Annotated in this window: 17 protein-coding genes and 1 tRNA gene; 8 read left to right on the top strand and 10 right to left on the bottom strand. The window is 65.4% G+C overall.

Annotated features, from left to right (window positions below; all coding sequences use genetic code 11):
• Window position 1: 1 nt before the first annotated feature.
• The gene (locus tag RR42_RS08030) at window positions 2–289 is read right to left on the bottom strand and encodes a hypothetical protein (protein WP_144409774.1); all 288 of its coding nucleotides are present in this window, start codon (window positions 287–289) and stop codon (window positions 2–4) included.
• Between the two features lie 44 nt (window positions 290–333).
• Between RR42_RS08030 and RR42_RS08025 the strand changes: the two genes are divergently transcribed.
• A complete protein-coding gene (locus tag RR42_RS08025; RefSeq protein WP_043345485.1) occupies window positions 334–1,221 on the top strand; it encodes a phage Gp37/Gp68 family protein in 888 nt (295 codons plus the stop codon).
• A 32-nt stretch (window positions 1,222–1,253) separates the two neighbouring features.
• Here the strand turns inward: RR42_RS08025 and RR42_RS08020 are convergent, their stop codons facing one another.
• On the bottom strand, window positions 1,254–1,793 hold the full coding sequence (locus RR42_RS08020) for a hypothetical protein (RefSeq protein WP_043345482.1): 540 nt from the start codon (window positions 1,791–1,793) through the stop codon (window positions 1,254–1,256).
• Between RR42_RS08020 and RR42_RS08015 the strand changes: the two genes are divergently transcribed.
• On the top strand, window positions 1,792–2,535 hold the full coding sequence (locus RR42_RS08015) for a hypothetical protein (protein WP_043345480.1): 744 nt from the start codon (window positions 1,792–1,794) through the stop codon (window positions 2,533–2,535). The two genes, RR42_RS08020 and RR42_RS08015, sit on opposite strands and share 2 nt — an antisense overlap.
• Window positions 2,536–2,537: 2 nt before the next feature.
• On the opposite strand, the gene RR42_RS08010 is transcribed toward RR42_RS08015, so the two are convergent.
• Window positions 2,538–2,792, bottom strand: coding sequence for a hypothetical protein (locus RR42_RS08010; RefSeq protein ID WP_043345478.1), 255 nt, complete (start codon window positions 2,790–2,792; stop codon window positions 2,538–2,540).
• A gap of 32 nt (window positions 2,793–2,824) precedes the next feature.
• On the opposite strand from RR42_RS08010, the gene RR42_RS08005 reads away from it, so the two are divergent.
• From RR42_RS08005 to RR42_RS07995, 3 genes are read left to right on the top strand one after another with little or no spacing between them, the layout of a single operon-like run.
• Entirely contained in the window at window positions 2,825–3,376 is a 552-nt protein-coding gene (locus tag RR42_RS08005; protein ID WP_043345476.1) for a DUF1643 domain-containing protein, read from the top strand.
• On the top strand, window positions 3,377–3,592 hold the full coding sequence (locus RR42_RS08000; protein WP_043345474.1) for a hypothetical protein: 216 nt from the start codon (window positions 3,377–3,379) through the stop codon (window positions 3,590–3,592).
• A gap of 60 nt (window positions 3,593–3,652) precedes the next feature.
• A complete protein-coding gene (locus RR42_RS07995) occupies window positions 3,653–3,979 on the top strand; it encodes a hypothetical protein (protein ID WP_043345472.1) in 327 nt (108 codons plus the stop codon).
• Here RR42_RS07995 and RR42_RS07990 read toward each other — a convergent pair.
• The 6 genes from RR42_RS07990 to RR42_RS07965 all read right to left on the bottom strand — a co-directional run bounded on the left by RR42_RS07990 (window position 3,976) and on the right by RR42_RS07965 (window position 9,649).
• Window positions 3,976–4,908 carry a tyrosine-type recombinase/integrase gene (locus RR42_RS07990; RefSeq protein ID WP_236701994.1) on the bottom strand — a complete coding sequence of 311 codons (933 nt, stop codon included), beginning with the start codon at window positions 4,906–4,908 and terminating at the stop codon, window positions 3,976–3,978. The two genes, RR42_RS07995 and RR42_RS07990, sit on opposite strands and share 4 nt — an antisense overlap.
• A 263-nt stretch (window positions 4,909–5,171) precedes the next feature.
• Window positions 5,172–5,258, bottom strand: a tRNA-Leu gene (locus RR42_RS07985).
• Window positions 5,259–5,499: 241 nt separating this feature from the next.
• The gene (locus RR42_RS07980) at window positions 5,500–6,831 is read right to left on the bottom strand and encodes an MFS transporter (protein ID WP_043345470.1); all 1,332 of its coding nucleotides are present in this window, start codon (window positions 6,829–6,831) and stop codon (window positions 5,500–5,502) included.
• An 81-nt stretch (window positions 6,832–6,912) separates the two neighbouring features.
• A complete protein-coding gene (locus tag RR42_RS07975; protein ID WP_043345467.1) occupies window positions 6,913–8,247 on the bottom strand; it encodes an amidase in 1,335 nt (444 codons plus the stop codon).
• Window positions 8,244–8,921 carry a DUF2848 domain-containing protein gene (locus RR42_RS07970; RefSeq protein WP_043345464.1) on the bottom strand — a complete coding sequence of 226 codons (678 nt, stop codon included), beginning with the start codon at window positions 8,919–8,921 and terminating at the stop codon, window positions 8,244–8,246. Before RR42_RS07970 ends, RR42_RS07975 begins: the two co-directional genes overlap by 4 nt.
• Window positions 8,922–8,950: 29 nt before the next feature.
• Window positions 8,951–9,649, bottom strand: coding sequence for a GntR family transcriptional regulator (locus RR42_RS07965; protein ID WP_043345460.1), 699 nt, complete (start codon window positions 9,647–9,649; stop codon window positions 8,951–8,953).
• Window positions 9,650–10,057: 408 nt separating this feature from the next.
• On the opposite strand from RR42_RS07965, the gene RR42_RS07960 reads away from it, so the two are divergent.
• Window positions 10,058–10,909, top strand: coding sequence for an IclR family transcriptional regulator (locus RR42_RS07960; protein WP_269083376.1), 852 nt, complete (start codon window positions 10,058–10,060; stop codon window positions 10,907–10,909).
• A gap of 38 nt (window positions 10,910–10,947) precedes the next feature.
• Here RR42_RS07960 and RR42_RS07955 read toward each other — a convergent pair whose 3' ends face one another.
• A complete protein-coding gene (locus RR42_RS07955; RefSeq protein ID WP_043345458.1) occupies window positions 10,948–12,195 on the bottom strand; it encodes a Zn-dependent hydrolase in 1,248 nt (415 codons plus the stop codon).
• A 302-nt stretch (window positions 12,196–12,497) separates the two neighbouring features.
• On the opposite strand from RR42_RS07955, the gene RR42_RS07950 reads away from it, so the two are divergent.
• A complete protein-coding gene (locus RR42_RS07950) occupies window positions 12,498–14,075 on the top strand; it encodes an ABC transporter substrate-binding protein (protein WP_236702036.1) in 1,578 nt (525 codons plus the stop codon).
• 171 nt (window positions 14,076–14,246) lie between these two features.
• Window positions 14,247–15,197, top strand: a complete 951-nt coding sequence (locus RR42_RS07945; RefSeq protein ID WP_043345454.1) for an ABC transporter permease — start codon at window positions 14,247–14,249, stop codon at window positions 15,195–15,197.
• Window positions 15,198–15,203: the final 6 nt, after the last annotated feature.

The following is a 15,203-nucleotide window of genomic DNA, read 5'->3' as shown; positions in this document are numbered from 1 at the left end:
GCTATGTTTGATCGGCGGATCCCGTCTCATCGGCATCCGGGCACTCATCCTCGAAGAGTTCGGGATAGTCCTCTTTGCGGGCCTCTCCGTTGGCGACCATCTCACGAACATAGGCGATTGCCTCATCCATTTCCTCTTGGAGAGTGGGCCTGCCTTGGGCAACTCGGATGGCATTGAAGCTGCCCATCTCCGCTTTCAGTATGTCGGAAAGGGCGTCGACCTTGGCCATGGTGAGGCTCGCCTGCTCTTGGCCGAGCAGATCGGCCAGTTCTTTGTGAATTTCGTCCATGCCTGCCATATCGGCTGTGGCGTCCAAACCTTGAGGGAGCCGTCATGAGTGAAACGACCAAAATCGAGTGGACCGACGCCACGTTCAACCCGTGGATTGGATGCACGAAGGTTTCGCCCGCGTGCGACCACTGCTATGCCGAAGTTTCGACGCCGGCGCGCGCGCTGGGCGTGACCTGGGGCGCCAAGGAAGACCGCCACCGCACATCGGCCGCCAACTGGAAACTGCCGCACCGCTGGAACGCCCAGCACGACGCGTTCTTCGCTACGCATGGCCGCCGTCGGCGCGTCTTCTGCGCCAGCTTGGCTGATGTGTTCGACAACGCCGTCAGCGCGCAATGGCGCTTTGACCTGCTCCGGCTGATCGTCGAGACCCCCAACTTGGATTGGCTGCTGCTGACGAAGCGCATCGGCAACGCCGCGGAGATGCTGGAACAGGCCATGCGCGCGCTCACGGTTGGCCGCGAGGGCTGGCGCGACAACTACCTGCCCAACGTCTGGCTCGGCGCCACCATCTGCAACCAGGAGGAAGCCGACCGCGACATTCCGAAGCTGCTGGCGGTGCCGGCGTCGGTGCGATTCCTGAGCATGGAGCCGCTGCTGGGGCCGGTCGATTTGCGCATGTGGATGCGTGCCGCTTGGCGGGGACCACTGCCGATTGGCTGGGTGATTGTCGGCGGCGAGAGCGGCGCCGGCGCGCGGCCGATGCATCCGGATTGGGCGCGGAGCTTGCGCGACCAATGCGCGGCAGCCGGCGTGGCGTTCCTATTCAAGCAGTGGGGCGAGTGGCTCGGGCCGGGCCAAGACGGCAGCCATGACCACGACCCTATCGAGCTGAACGCCAGCGACTCGCCTGCCCGCGTGGGCAAGAAGGCCGCCGGCCGCCTGCTCGACGGCGCGCAGCACGATGGATTCCCGGAGGCGACGCGATGAGGGCTACCTCAACTCTGGCGTTGTCGCACGAATCACTTTGCGCGGCCAAGCTCGATCACTCTGCACTCGTTCAAAAGTTCGTTGACGTCTTTCACCAACCCCGTATGGGCCTCGTCCAGTCGGTCCAAAACGGCCTGAGATACCTCATTAATATGACCGAACTCTCTAAAACCCTCCCCTACAGCATTTGTGAATGTGCTCATTCTGTGCCGCGCATCCACGACCGCTTTGACGGCACCGGGCGTCGGCAGACGGTGAACCTCAATTCCATCGAGGAGCTGCAGCGCATGCGCGAAATGGGACGGATCGTAGTCGTTCGGGAAGTACGTACGTCCCTGAGTGGGACCCTTCACTGCCGTGTGCGCCGTCGTCGCGAGCTTGGCGCCGATCCGGATAACTTCCACCGTTGCGCGAAGAGCTTGCGCTTTATCACGTCGATCCATCTTCTTCGAGGAATGCGTTTGCACCGCCGGCACAGCGATCGCGATAAAGATTCCGATCATGGCACCAAGGAACTGCACCCACCCAGACAGCTTATCGTGCTGCTCAAGCCAATAGAGGACAGCGTACATGCGTGAACTCCCGATCTTGTTTTCTGGCGCCATGGTACGCGCCATCCTCGACGGCCGGAAGGCGCAAACGAGGCGCGTAATGAAGCGCCAACCCTACGTTAGCGTCTCGAACCCGCCGCGCTTTAGCGACGTGGAAGCAGGAGACGTTTTTGTTTGTCCGGACTTCGCCCCGACCACCTCGGCGCGCGGCAGCGTTTTAGCCGAATGCGAGCGGCCTGGCATCTATCACTGCATGGGACAGAAGCAGTTCGCCGAGAAGCATTCACCCTATGGCGTCCCCGGCGACCGCCTGTGGGTGCGCGAGACATGGAATCCTCGCATCGTGCATTCCTGTTTCGACATGGCGTGTGATTGCGAAACGGTACGGGTGGAATACCAGGCCGGGGGTGACGGCAAAACGTTCTATGGCGAGAAAGTCGCAGACGAATGGACGATGCCGCAAGCGGCCATCAAAGGGCGGCAGGTTCCTTCCCTGCATATGCCGCGCTGGGCATCGCGCCTACTTCTGGAGGTTACGGGCGTGCGCGTCGAGCGGCTGAACGACTGCAGCGAGGCCGATGCGATCGCCGAAGGCATTGCGCCGGAACTGGACGGCTGGACGGACTACGGCAACCCGAGTTGCCAGATGTGCGTGAACCCGGTCGATTCGTACCGCACTCTGTGGAACAGCATCAACGGCGCCGGCGCATGGGCGGCGAACCCATGGGTGTGGGTGGTTGAGTTCACGCAGGTCCGTCTGTGAACCTACTCATGTCCGAGATCCATGCCGAACCCACCAGCCAACTCACAGTCAATGGCACCGGCCGCGTATGCAAAGAGCCATGCTTCCGCTTCCTCAGTCGTTTTGGGTGCCTGCATCCAGTCCGGTGTGAACCGAACGCCGATACTTGTCTCTGGGCCGGAGATCTGCACCGAGCCATGAGTTCCTCCGGTTGCACCCGCCTCCGGAATGGCGAGTTTGACCGTGAATCCCTTGTAAGCAAGCGTCTTCTCATGCATAGCCGTCTCCCCTCGTTTCAAAGGATCGTAGCATGAAGCACCTCACGACCCAGACCCTCGACGGCGTGGCCGGCGCCATCCTCTCCGACTGCGAGCAATACCGCTTCCGCCTCTGGCGCGAGTGGGACCGCAGCCGCCCCGGCCTAGGCTTCATCATGCTCAACCCGTCGACGGCAGACCACCAAGTCAACGACCCGACCATCACGCGGTGCCTGCAGCGCGCGCTGGCCGGCAAGTATGGCCGCCTGGAGGTGGTGAACCTGTTCCCGCTGCGCTCGACCGATCCAGCCGGCCTACTGACCCACCCCGCACCGCTGGGCGACAAGGCCGACCGGAACGACTGCGCCATCATGGACGCGCTCGACCGCTGCTCGCTGGTGATCTGCGCCTGGGGCGCGCACAAGTCGGCGCCGGCGCGCGCGACCGAGGTGCTGCGCATCGTCCGGATGTGCGGGCGCGGCACCCTGCTCCATCACCTCGGGCTGAACCAGGACGGTAGCCCGAAGCACCCCCTGTACATCGCGGCCAAGGTCCGGCCGCAGCCATTCACGCCAGATGCCAGTGGATACCTATCACACGCGTAAATGGCATTTACCAATCTGATGAGTGAAACAAGAATGACCGCGACACAAGAAAAGGCAATCCGGCGCGCCGCCGAGCTGATGGACCGCCTGGCCAGTGAAATGGACGAAACATTCGTGCGCGGCCGGCGCTGGGAGGGCAGCGAAGCCCAGAAGGGAGACCGCGACGAGTACCGCGCCCTCGCGGCCAGCCTCAGAGCCGTATTCGAGGGCAAATGAACGACGCAGCAAAACGAATCATCGAATTGACCCGCCAGGCTTGGCGGATTGGAGAACAGCATGAGTGAGTCGGATCTGATCGAGCGCCTGGCCGCCGCAGTTGCCGCCCGGGTAAAACCCGCCCTGCCCTTGGCAGTCCAGTTGTGGAACCTGGAGATGATCGGCGCCTACCTGCAACGCTCGCCGCGCGTAGTGGGCGAGCGCATCGTCACGCTGCCCGATTTCCCCAAGGCTATCCGCCTGCCAGCGGCCCGCGCCAAGAAGGCGGGTGTCGAAGAGGAAAAGGACAAGGGCAAGAGCCTGCCGCTGTGGAAGGCGGCGGAGGTGATCGCGTGGACGGAGGGGCACCGCGACAAAGTGGTCGGGCGCCCCCGCCGGACCGACTAACCGAGTATGGCGGCGATGTCCGTCGCCGACTCGTTGTAGTAGGTCATGAGCTCATTCAGGTCCGTGTGCCCGGTCATCCGGGCCAGGGCCAGCGGCTGCAGCTTCTTCGCCAGGCGCGTGATAGCCTCGTGCCGTGTGTCGTGGAAGGTCAGGTTCTTGAGGCCCGACCGATCGCGGCCCTTCCTGAACAGCGCATCCCTGCTCTTGTCCGACAGATTGAACAGCGGCTCGCCGGCCTCCACCGCCGGCAGCAGCTCGAGCAACTCAATCGCCCGCGATGACAAAGGAACGTCGCGCGCGCCGCCGTTCTTGGTCAACGGCAGATGCGCCACCTTGGCCACCTTGTCGACCGTCAGGCTGGTGAGCCCCAGGATCTCGCCGGACCGCATGGCCGTCTCAATGGCGAACAGGAACGCGACTGCCACACGTTGCACCGGCAGTTCAACCGGCAACCCTTCCCGGAATCCCAGCGACTGGACGATCAACCCTGCCTCGGCATCTGTGATGCGCCGCTCGCGCGGCGGGCTGTCCGGCGGACGGCTTACCGTCTTCATCGGGTCAGTCAGGAGCAAGCCCCACTCGTCGCGCGCCACCTTCAAAGCGTGCGACAGCAACGACATCTCCCGCGATACAGAGGCCCCTGCCACCTCCCGCTCCCGGGCGTCGCGCCAGGCGGTGATGTGATGCGGCTTGAGGTCAATGAGGCGGATATCACGGAAGGGCTTGCCCTCGATCTCCTTCCGACCGATCAGCTCGAGCCGCAGGATCTCCCACCGGCTGCCACGCTTCTTCGGGCTGACGTCCTTCTGGTACTTGTCCAGGACGTCGCCGACCGTGTGGGTCTTGCTGCCCATCCCCGACTCGATCGAGCGCATTTCCGTCTCGCGCTTGGCCGCCCAAGCTTGCGCCTCGGCCTTCGTGTCGAACATGCGGGAATCGCGTACGCCCTTCACCTTCACCTGCGCGCGCCAGCCGGATGCCGACTTCGTAAAGTGTGCCATTTCGTGGGGCCGAACGTGGGGCCGCTATGGGGCCGGAGCGCCGATTATAAGTGAAATGGGAATGTGCTGAGTGCAGCGAGGCGATTGCCGCGAATCACCTGCTAAGCCTTGTGTGGCCTAGTTTTGCGGGCGGAAGTGATACGAAAATGTGGGAGGTGAAACGAGGCGGATAAGTGATTCTTAAAAGACTTTGGTGCGAGGGAGGGGACTCGAACCCCTACACCATTGCTGGCGTCAGGACCTAAACCTGGTGCGTCTACCAATTTCGCCACCCTCGCAGTCCCTGCGGCGTGCATCCCTGGCGGGAGGCCGCTGTGCTCGTTGTCTTGCAGGCGTGCCGGGCAGCGTGAGAGATGTCACAAAACCACAAAAGCAAACAGGCGGCTGGAACTGCCCGCCTGGCTTGTGTTACCTGTGCTGCCGGCGCACTTTGCGCATGCAGCGCAACGAGGCAGCGGATTCTAGCGCAAAGCGCCGCTGGAATCCAGCCCCCTCGTGCTGCCTGGTGCATCTCCTGGGCTATGCCTTCGCGCTGGCCTTGGTTTTGATGAATGCCAGCACCAGGACGGTGGCGCAGGCTTCCAGCGCGGCGACAAAGTACAGGCCGGACGAAAGCTGGCCGGTGTTGGTCTTGAACCAGCCGATCATGTAGGGCGCGACGAAGCCGGCGAGGTTGCCGATGGAGTTGATGAGGGCGATGCCGCCCGCGGCGGCGGTGCCGGCGAGGAAGGCGGAGGGCAGCGACCAGAACACCGGGAAGGCGGCGAGGATGCCGACGGAGGCGATGGTGAGCGCCACCATGGCGAGCACGGCGCTGTGCAGCCACATGCCGGTGAGCACGAGCCCGGCGGCGGCCATCAGGGTGGCTAGCGCGCAGTGCAGGCGGCGCTCACCGGTGCGGTCGGAGTGGATGCCGTTCCAGACCATGGCGAGGGTGCCTGCGATGAAGGGGATGGCGGAGACGAGGCCGATCTGCAGGTTGCCCTTGACGCCAAGCTCCTTGATGATGGATGGCGACCAGAAGGCGATGGTAGCGTTACCGCTGACCACGCAGAAGTAGATGGCGGCGCAGATCCAGACGCGCGAGTTGGTGAAGGCGGCGCGCAGCGAGGAGTGCTTCGCGGGGTCGCGGTTTTCGGCTTCGATCTCGCGGGTGACGAGGTCGCGCTCGCTGGGGCTGAGCCATTTGGCGCTGATGGGCTTTTCAGGCAGGAACATCAGCACGGCGATGCCGGCGAGCACGGAGGGGATGCCTTCGATGACGAACAGCCATTGCCAGTTGGCGAGGCCGTCGACGCCTTCCATGCTGCTCATGATGAAGCCGGCGAGCGGGCCGCCGATGACGCCGGCGATGGCGAACGAGGTCATGAACAGGCCGTTGATGCGGGCGCGGCGCTGGGCCGGGAACCAGTAGGTCAGGTAGAGCACGACACCGGGAAAGAAGCCGGCCTCGAACACGCCGAGCAGGAATCGCAGGGCGTAGAACTGCATGGGGGTCTTGACGAAGATCATCGCCATGGAGGCAAAGCCCCACAGGATGGTGATGCGGGCGAGCGTGCGGCGCGCGCCGATTTTCTCCAGCAAGAGGTTGCTGGGCACTTCGAACAGGAAGTAGCCGATGAAGAAGATACCGGCACCGAAACCGTACACGGCTTCGCTGAATTGCAGGTCTTGCAGCATCTGCAGCTTGGCAAAGCCGACATTGACGCGGTCGATCCAGGCGAGCACGAACAGGAACACCAGGAAGGGAATCAGCCGCACTGCGATCTTGCGGTAGGCCTCATTGCGCTCTGCCGGGGTGTGGGCCGGGCTCTCCAGGGCGCCAGGGGCGCCGGTCATCACGGAAGACATCGGTGGTACTCCTTGGGTGTGGATTGACGGGGCCGCGCTGCCTGGCCGCGGCCCTTGGTCTTTTCTGCTGGTTGCTACGCCTTACCGCAGTGCGGCTTCGATGGCGCCGGCCACCTGCAGCACGCGCGCGTCGCGCCCGTTCAGGCCGCCGACGCTCAGCCCCATGCCCTGCTCCGCCGCCGGCATCGGCAGCGATACGGCACAGCCGTCGAGGAAGTTGAGCACGCTGGGGTTGCGCAGCACGAGGCCGTTGGTGGCGAAGAAGGCTTCGTCGCTTTGCAGGGCATCGAGCCGTGGCGGGCGCACGGCGACCGTGGGCATCAGCCAGGCGTCGGCTTCGCGCAGCAGGCCGGCGGCGCGCGCCTGCATGGCGCGGCGCTCGGCCAGCAGTTCGATATAGTCGGCGGCGCCGAGTTGCTCGCCGCGGCGGATGCGCATGGCAACGCGCGGGTCGTAGGCATCGCCGCGTTCGGCCAGCAACGGCTTGTGCCAGTGCCAGGCTTCGGCTGCCGTGAGGCCGCCGGCGGCGTTGATCTGCGGCAGGCGCTTGAGCTCGGGGAAATCGAACGGGATGATCTGCGCACCGAGCCGGGAGAGCGTGGCGAGCGTGACGTCGAAGGCTTGGGCGACTTCGGCGTCGAGGCCGTCGCACACGAAATCGCGGGTCACCAGCAGACGCAGCCCGCCCAGCGGCGCGGGGCGGCTGTCCAGCGTTTCGCCGCTGACGATGGCGTCGAACGCGGCGCAGCAGGCAACCGAGCGCGCCAGCGGGCCGGCGGAGTCGAGCGAGGTCGACAGTGGCACGGCGCCGGCCAGCGGCACGCGGCTTGCGGTGGGCTTGAAGCCGGTCAGGCCGCAGAACGCGCTGGGGATACGGATGGAGCCGCCGGTGTCGGTGCCGAGCGCCGCGACGGCCAGATCGAGCGCCACGCTGAGCGCACCACCGGACGTGGAGCCACCCGCGATGCGTGCGTCATCGAAGGGCGTGCGGGGCGTGCCGTAGTGCGGGTTCAGGCCGAGGCCGGAGAACGCGAACTCGCTCATATTGGTGCGCCCGATCAGCACGGCGCCGGCGGCGCGCAGGCGCGCCACCACGGGCGCGTCGGCGCTGGCGGGCTCGCCCGCGAGCGCCTTCGACCCGGCCCGGGTCACCTGCCCTTTTACGTCGAACAGGTCCTTGATGGAGACCGGCAGCCCGGCCAGCGGAGAAGCCACCAGCCCTGCTGCCCGCGCCTGGTCGGCGGCGCGGGCCGCGGCCAGCGCGCCGGCGCCGTCGACTTCCAGGAAGGCGGTGCCGCCAGCGTTACGGTGGCCGTCGATGCGAGCCAGTGCCTGCTCGGTCAGCGCAACGCTGGTGGTGCGCCCGGCGGCCAGGTCGGCGGCGAGCGCGGCGATGGTGGGCAGCGTGGTGCTCATGGTGCGACCGCCAGGCATTCCACGCGATAGGCATGGCGCAGCGTGCGCTTGAGCACCGGATCGTGGAGCTCGACCTCAAAGGCTTCGCCGCTGCCCAGCTCGCCAATCACGGCTTGCGTGCCGCAGAACATGGCGGTGCCCACCGGCAGCTTGTCTTCGCCGGTGAGGCGCTGGATCAGGTCGCGCGGGTCCAGCAGGCGCGTGACCAGCCCTTCCTGATAGAGCGCGCGCTGGCCGTTGCGGGTGCGCCAGCAGCGCATCTGCAACTGGTCCCAGTGCGCGGCCACATCGTCGAAGCGCCAGACTTCGGTGCCCAGGGGCTTGGCGCACATCTGCTTGGAGACGGTGACGTCATAGGCTTCGACCTTGCGGTCGGTGTGGTCGGAACCCACACCGATGTACATCGCGTCCTTGGCCGCCAGCAGCACGAACTCGATTTCGCCGGAGGAGTCTTCGCGCGGCACTTCGAGCAGCGCGTCGGTGGTCAGCAGCGAAGCGGCCAGCGGGTAGAAGCACGGCACGGTGGTCGGCGGCTTGACGCCGATCTCTTCGAGCTCGCGGATGTGGTGGTTGACGGCGTCGGCGTCGCGGCCGGTCCAGCCGGCGATGATCAGGCGCTGGATATCGAGGACGAGTTCACCCTCGCCGGCTACCTGGAATTGAAGTGTCGGCATTGCTCACTACCTGTTGCGGAGAAAAACGGTCAGATGGTCCGGATGATGTTCTTCCGGAATTCGTCAATGTGTTCGCGGATGGCCTCGCGCACGGCCGGCACATCGCGCCGCTCCAGGGCATCGATGATCACCCTGTGCTCCTGGTAGACGTTCTCCAGGTGCTGCGGGTCGGACAGCGAGAGGAACCAGAAGCGCGCCTGCTTCTCGTGCAGGCCGCGCAGCAGGTCGGCCAGCACGCGATTGCGCGAGGCGGCCGACATGGCGGTATGGAACTTGAGGTCGAGTGCGGCCAGGCCGGCGATGTCGCGCCGCGCGATCAGGTCAGGCGAGCGGTCGACGATCTCGCGCATGGCCTTGAGATCGCTCTCGTGGGCGCGCTCGCAGGCCAGCGTGGCGCACAGCACTTCGTTGGTGGCGCGCACTTCGATCATGTCGAGCACTTCGTTAAGCGACAGCGGCGAGACCAGCACGCCCTTGCGCGGCAGGATCGACACCAGCCCTTCCACTTCCAGCCGGTGCAGCGCCTGGTGCACGGGGGTGCGGCCGATGCCGAGCAAGGCCGCGACCTGGGCTTCGTTGAGCGGCTCGCCAGGACGGAATTCGCAGGAAATGATGCGCCGCTTGATCTCGGCATAGGCCTGCTCGCGCAGCGCGGCGCCGGTGGCAGCGCGCGAAGCTGGCTCGGGGGTGTGATCGGCGCCGCCGACCAGCCGGATCGGGTTCGACATGGTGATTCCCGCAGTCTTGAAGTTGTTGTGATACTAGTCTGATATTTCACTGATCGTCAACAAATCAGGAATGCGGGTAAACACTGAAGGGGAACGAATCGACTGCATCGCACTGTCGCGCATGCGCTGCATGTCTCGCCAGCCCGCAACCGGGAAAACGCCCCGGAAGCCTTATAAAACAAGGCATTCAACCGGAATAAGAAAGCTCGCGCCCCCAAATCGGCGGGCCAGTTACATCGCCGCTATTCCCAAAGAAAGATGGCCCGAATATGATGGACGGAAACCAAACGAATCGATAATCGATTCAGTCGTATATTGGTGCAATATACATTCATCGTGGTGCAGGCCTTCCCTGCGATGGTGCCCGTCACCTGTACGAAGACTCGGAAGACTCGGCGGAATGCAAACATGAACCGGCAAGACCATCAGGAAAACGGCGGCGAAGCGCCGGTCAGCGGCACGGAGAGCGGCACGGAAAGCGACGAAAAATCCGCTCGCCCTGACCCGCTTTTCAATCAGTCGCTGGAGAAAGGGCTGGAAGTGCTGCGGGCTTTCAGCGCAGTCCATCGCACCCTCACGCTGGCCGAACTGGCGGGGCTGACCGGCATGACCAAAAGCTCCGCGCAACGCACCGTGCATACGCTGGAAACGCTGGGCTATGTGGCCAAGCACCCGCAGACGCGGCGCTTCCGGTTGACGCCCAAGGTGATGGAGATCGGCTACAACTACCTGTCCGCCGACGCGCTGATCCAGGTCGCCAGCCCCTACCTGTCGCAGCTCGCCAATGCCAGCGGCGAGACCGCCAACCTGACCGAGCCGGTGGGGCTGGAGATGGTCTACGTGGCGCAGTTGATGACGTCGAAGTACATCCCGGTGCTGACGCCCGTTGGCATGCGCATCCCGATGTACTGCACCAGCAGCGGCCGCGCGTATCTGAGCAAGTTGCCCGACGATCAGGTGATGGCCATGCTGGAGGACTCGGCCCGGGTGGCGCGCACGCCGTCCACGCTGACCGATGTGGCGGCGATCTTCGAGAGGGTGGTGGCTTGCCGGAAGGTGGGCTACGCCTGCAACAACGAGGAATTGTTCCTGGGCGATATGGGCGTGGGCGCGGCCATCGTCAACAGCCAGGGGCAGGCGGTGGGCGCGGTGCATGTGTCGCCGCCGGCCAGCCGCTGGAGCATGGCCGAGGCGCAGAAAAAGCTCGCGCCGATGGTGATCGAATGCGCCTGGGCGATCTCGCGTTCGATCGCCCACTGAGACGCTGAATCGCTAGATCGCCAGGGCGCTGAGTCGCCTTAGCGCGCGTGCTCCAGCATCGCTTGCAGCAGCACATTGGCGCCGGCCTCGATATGCTCGGGCAGCGCGTCTTCCAGCTCGTTGTGGCTGATGCCGTCCTTGCACGGCACGAAGATCATGCCGGTGGGCGCGCGCTGCGCCACGTACACGGCGTCGTGCCCGGCGCCGCTGACCACGTCCATGTGCGGCAGCCCCAGCGCGGCCGCGGCGCGGCGCACGCTGTCCACGCATGCCGGCGCGAACACGCAGGGCTCGAACTTCACCACCTGGATGATCGACACTTGCACCGCGCCACGCTGCGCAATCTGTGCGAACGACGCGCGCATGGCGGCGTCCATGCGGTCCAGCCCGGCCTGCGAGAGATTGCGCAGGTCCACGGAAAAGTCCACGCGGCCCGGAATCACGTTGCGTGAGTTGGGTGTGACCTGCACGTAGCCAACCGTGCCGCGCCCGTGCGGAGCCTCCTCCACGGCGATGCGATTGACTTCATCGATCATGCGAGCGGCCGCCAGCATGGCGTCGTGGCGCAGCGCCAGCGGCGTGGGGCCGGCGTGGGCGTCCATGCCGGTCACGGTCACGTCGTACCATTGCTGGCCGAGCGCGCCCGAGACCACGCCGATCGGCAGCCCGGCGGCTTCCAGCACCGGCCCCTGCTCGATATGCGCCTCGAAATAGGCCGCGAACATGCCGCCCGGCACTTCGCCCACCGGTTGCTCGCCACGGTAGCCGATCTGCTCCAGCGCCTCGCCCACGCTGATGCCGTCGAGGTCGCGCTGGGCGCGGATGAACTCCGCCTCGAACACGCCGGCGAAGGCACCCGAGCCCATCATCACGGGCGTAAAGCGGGTGCCCTCCTCGTTGGTCCAGAACGCCAGCTCCAGCGGCGCGCGGGTGACGATGCCCAGGTCGTTGAGCGTGCGCATCACCTCCAGGCCAGCCAGCACGCCGAAATTGCCGTCGAACTTGCCGCCCGACGGCTGGGTGTCGATGTGGCTGCCGGTGGCCACCGCGGCCGCATGGGGATCGCTGCCGGCACGGCGCGCGAACACGTTGCCGACCTCGTCGGTGCGCACATCGAGCCCGGCCGCGCGGCACCAGCCGACCACCAGGTCTCGGCCCTGGCGGTCCAGCTCGGTCAGCGCGATGCGGCACACGCCGCCCTTGGGCGTGGCGCCGATCTGCGCGAGGTCCATCAGCGATTGCCACAGGCGTGCTGCGTTGATGCGGGGAAGGTGTTGCTGATCCATGTCGGGAAGCCGGTTGGTTGGGAGTCAGACGGGGAAGTCAGCAAAAAACAGGCCATGGCAGGAACGCCAGCGGAACGAAGCTGGGGCACAGGCTCGCACATCGGCTCAGACATTGGCTCAGACGTTGAGCACTGGCATATGACTTGCTTAACTGGTTCCGTCTCCCCTTCCCCTACCCAGGAGCTTTGCCCGTGACCGTTTTCTCTTCCGACTCCATAAGAAGCGTGAAACCCGGCCTGAAGTCCATCGCCGCCGCTGCCGCGATCACCGCCGTCTCGATCCTCGCCTTGCCGGGCACCGCGATGGCCGAGAAGGTACTGCGCATCGGCATGACCGCCGCCGACATCCCGCGTACGCTGGGCCAGCCCGACCAGGGTTTCGAAGGCAACCGCTTCACCGGCATCCCGATGTATGACGGGCTGACCCAGTGGGACCTGTCCAAGGCCAATGGCCCCAGCCTGCTGATTGCCGACCTGGCCACGGAATGGAAGGTCGATGCCAAGGACAAGACCAAGTGGATCTTCAAGCTGCGCCCCGGCGTGAAGTTCCATGACGGCTCGCCGTTCAACGCCGACGCCGTGGTGTGGAACGTGGGCAAGGTGCTCGACAAGACCGCCAGGCAGTTCGATCCCAGCCAGGTTGGCGTGACCGCCTCGCGCATGCCGACGCTGCGCTCGGCCAGGAAGATCGACGACCTCACGGTGGAGCTGGTCACGTCGGAGCCGGACTCCTTCCTGCCGTACAACCTGAGCAACCTGTTCATGGCCTCGCCCACGCAGTGGGACAAGAAGCTGGCCGCCGTGCCGGCCTCGGTGACCGATCCGGCCGAGCGCTCCAAGCAAGCCTGGGTGGCCTTTGCCGCCGATGCGTCCGGCACCGGTCCCTTCAAGATGAGCCGCTTCGTGCCGCGCGAGCGCCTGGAGATGGTGAAGAACGCGCAGTACTGGGACGCCAGGCGCGTACCCAAGATCGACAAGGTGGTGATGCAGCCGATGCCGGAGGCCAATGCCCGCACCGCCGCGCTGTTGTCGGGCCAGGTCGACTGGATCGAGGCACCGGCGCCGGATGCCGTGGCGCAGATCAAGAGCCGCGGCTTTGAGGTCTATGCCAATGCCCAGCCGCATATGTGGCCCTGGCAGCTGTCGTTCGCGCCCGGATCTCCCTGGCTCGACAAGCGCGTGCGCCAGGCGGCCAACCTGTGCGTGAACCGCGAGGGCCTGAAGACCTTGCTGGGCGGCTACATGGCCGAATCCAAGGGCATCGTCGAAAAGGGCAACCCGTGGTGGGGCAACCCCACCTTCGATATCAAGTACGACGCCAACGCCGCGCGCAAGCTGATGCAGGAGGCCGGCTACTCGGCCGCCAAGCCGATGAAGGTGAAGGTGCAGGTTTCCGCCTCGGGCTCTGGCCAGATGCAGCCGCTGCCGATGAACGAGTACGTGCAGCAGAACCTGAAGGCGTGCTTCATCGACGTCGACTTCGACGTGGTCGAGTGGAACACGCTGTTTACCAACTGGCGCATCGGCGCCAAGGACCCGAGCGCGCATGGCGCCAACGCCATCAACGTGAGCTTTGCGGCGATGGACCCGTTCTTCGCCATGGTCCGTTTTGTCAGCACCAAGACGCAGCCGCCGGTATCGAACAACTGGGGCTACTTCGGCAACGCGGAGTTCGACAAGCTGATCGAGACGGCGCGCACGTCTTTCGACGAGAAGGCGCGCGACACGGCGCTGGCCAAGCTGCATGCCCGCATCGTGGAAGAAGCACCTTTCGTGCTGATCGCGCATGACGTCGGCCCGCGCGCGATCTCCAGGAAGGTCAAGGGCGTGGTGCAGCCGCAGAGCTGGTTTATCGACATCGCCACCATGTCGATGGACTGAGCCGTGCCACACGCCGAGCACCGGGCCGTGCACTAAGCGGCCTGCGCGCGTGGCCGGTCCCGGGCCGGCCGCGCGCAGCGCAATCCAGAAGATGCCCGGCCGGCATGCATCGGCCGGGCTCCCCCGAGAAACCACGGCAGGCAACGCTCGCCTTCCTTCCCGGCCACGAACATGCTCTACCTGCTCCGCCGCATCGTCTACGCGATCCCCATCCTGCTCGGGGTCGCCCTGCTCTGCTTCTCGCTGGTCCATATCGCGCCAGGCGACCCGCTGGTGTCGGTGCTGCCGCCCGACGCCTCCGAGGACCTGCGCCGCCAGCTCACTGCGCTCTACGGCTTCGACAAGCCCTTCGTTGAGCAATTCCTGCACTGGCTCACCCGCGCGCTGCACGGCGACCTGGGCACTTCCATCGCCACCAACCGCCCGGTGATGAGCGAGGTGATGACGGCGGTGATCAACTCGGTCCGGCTGGCCGCGGTGGCCACGCTGATCGGCTTTACCTTCGGCTGCCTGTTCGGCTTCGTGGCGGGCTACTTCCGCGATTCCGCTGCGGACCGCACGGCCTCCTTCCTGTCGGTCTTCGGCGTGAGCATGCCGCACTACTGGCTGGGCATGGTGCTGGTGATCGTGTTCTCCGTGTTCCTCGGCTGGCTGCCCGCCACCGGTGCCGGCCCCGGTGGCTCCAGCGACTGGGCCTGGAACTGGGAGCATATCCAGTACATGGTGCTGCCGGCGGTGACGATGTCGGTGATCCCGATGGGCATCGTGGCACGCACCATCCGCGCGCTCGTGGCTGAAATCCTCTCGAACGAATTCATCGTCGGCCTCAAGGCACGCGGCTTGTCGGAGTTGGCGGTGTTCCGCCATGTGCTGAAGAACGTGGCGCCCACCGCGCTATCGGTGATGGGCCTGCAGCTCGGCTACCTGCTGGGCGGCTCGATCCTGATCGAGACAGTGTTCTCCTGGCCCGGCACGGGCTTCCTGCTCAACTCGGCGATCTTCCAGCGCGACTTTCCGCTGCTGCAGGGGACCATCCTGGTGCTCGCCGTGTTCTTCGTGTTGCTGAACCTGCTGGTCGATGCGCTGCAGACCTTGTTCGACCCGCGCATCCAGCGCAACTGACGCCAT

The organism is Cupriavidus basilensis (assembly GCF_000832305.1).
GTDB classification, from domain to species: Bacteria; Pseudomonadota; Gammaproteobacteria; order Burkholderiales; family Burkholderiaceae; genus Cupriavidus; species Cupriavidus basilensis_F.
The sequence above is the reverse complement of the archived record's forward strand: the minus strand, read 5'-3'. Positions and strand labels throughout refer to the sequence as shown.

Coding starts and splice junctions, on each gene's coding strand:
- RR42_RS08030 (WP_144409774.1), bottom strand. CDS start 289: ATGGACGAAATTCACAAAGAACTGGCCGATCTGCTCGGCCAAGAGCAG.
- RR42_RS08025 (WP_043345485.1), top strand. CDS start 334: ATGAGTGAAACGACCAAAATCGAGTGGACCGACGCCACGTTCAACCCG.
- RR42_RS08015 (WP_043345480.1), top strand. CDS start 1,792: ATGCGTGAACTCCCGATCTTGTTTTCTGGCGCCATGGTACGCGCCATC.
- RR42_RS08020 (WP_043345482.1), bottom strand. CDS start 1,793: ATGTACGCTGTCCTCTATTGGCTTGAGCAGCACGATAAGCTGTCTGGG.
- RR42_RS08010 (WP_043345478.1), bottom strand. CDS start 2,792: ATGCATGAGAAGACGCTTGCTTACAAGGGATTCACGGTCAAACTCGCC.
- RR42_RS08005 (WP_043345476.1), top strand. CDS start 2,825: ATGAAGCACCTCACGACCCAGACCCTCGACGGCGTGGCCGGCGCCATC.
- RR42_RS08000 (WP_043345474.1), top strand. CDS start 3,377: ATGGCATTTACCAATCTGATGAGTGAAACAAGAATGACCGCGACACAA.
- RR42_RS07995 (WP_043345472.1), top strand. CDS start 3,653: ATGAGTGAGTCGGATCTGATCGAGCGCCTGGCCGCCGCAGTTGCCGCC.
- RR42_RS07990 (WP_236701994.1), bottom strand. CDS start 4,908: ATGTTCGACACGAAGGCCGAGGCGCAAGCTTGGGCGGCCAAGCGCGAG.
- RR42_RS07980 (WP_043345470.1), bottom strand. CDS start 6,831: ATGTCTTCCGTGATGACCGGCGCCCCTGGCGCCCTGGAGAGCCCGGCC.
- RR42_RS07975 (WP_043345467.1), bottom strand. CDS start 8,247: ATGAGCACCACGCTGCCCACCATCGCCGCGCTCGCCGCCGACCTGGCC.
- RR42_RS07970 (WP_043345464.1), bottom strand. CDS start 8,921: ATGCCGACACTTCAATTCCAGGTAGCCGGCGAGGGTGAACTCGTCCTC.
- RR42_RS07965 (WP_043345460.1), bottom strand. CDS start 9,649: ATGTCGAACCCGATCCGGCTGGTCGGCGGCGCCGATCACACCCCCGAG.
- RR42_RS07960 (WP_269083376.1), top strand. CDS start 10,058: ATGAACCGGCAAGACCATCAGGAAAACGGCGGCGAAGCGCCGGTCAGC.
- RR42_RS07955 (WP_043345458.1), bottom strand. CDS start 12,195: ATGGATCAGCAACACCTTCCCCGCATCAACGCAGCACGCCTGTGGCAA.
- RR42_RS07950 (WP_236702036.1), top strand. CDS start 12,498: ATGGCCGAGAAGGTACTGCGCATCGGCATGACCGCCGCCGACATCCCG.
- RR42_RS07945 (WP_043345454.1), top strand. CDS start 14,247: ATGCTCTACCTGCTCCGCCGCATCGTCTACGCGATCCCCATCCTGCTC.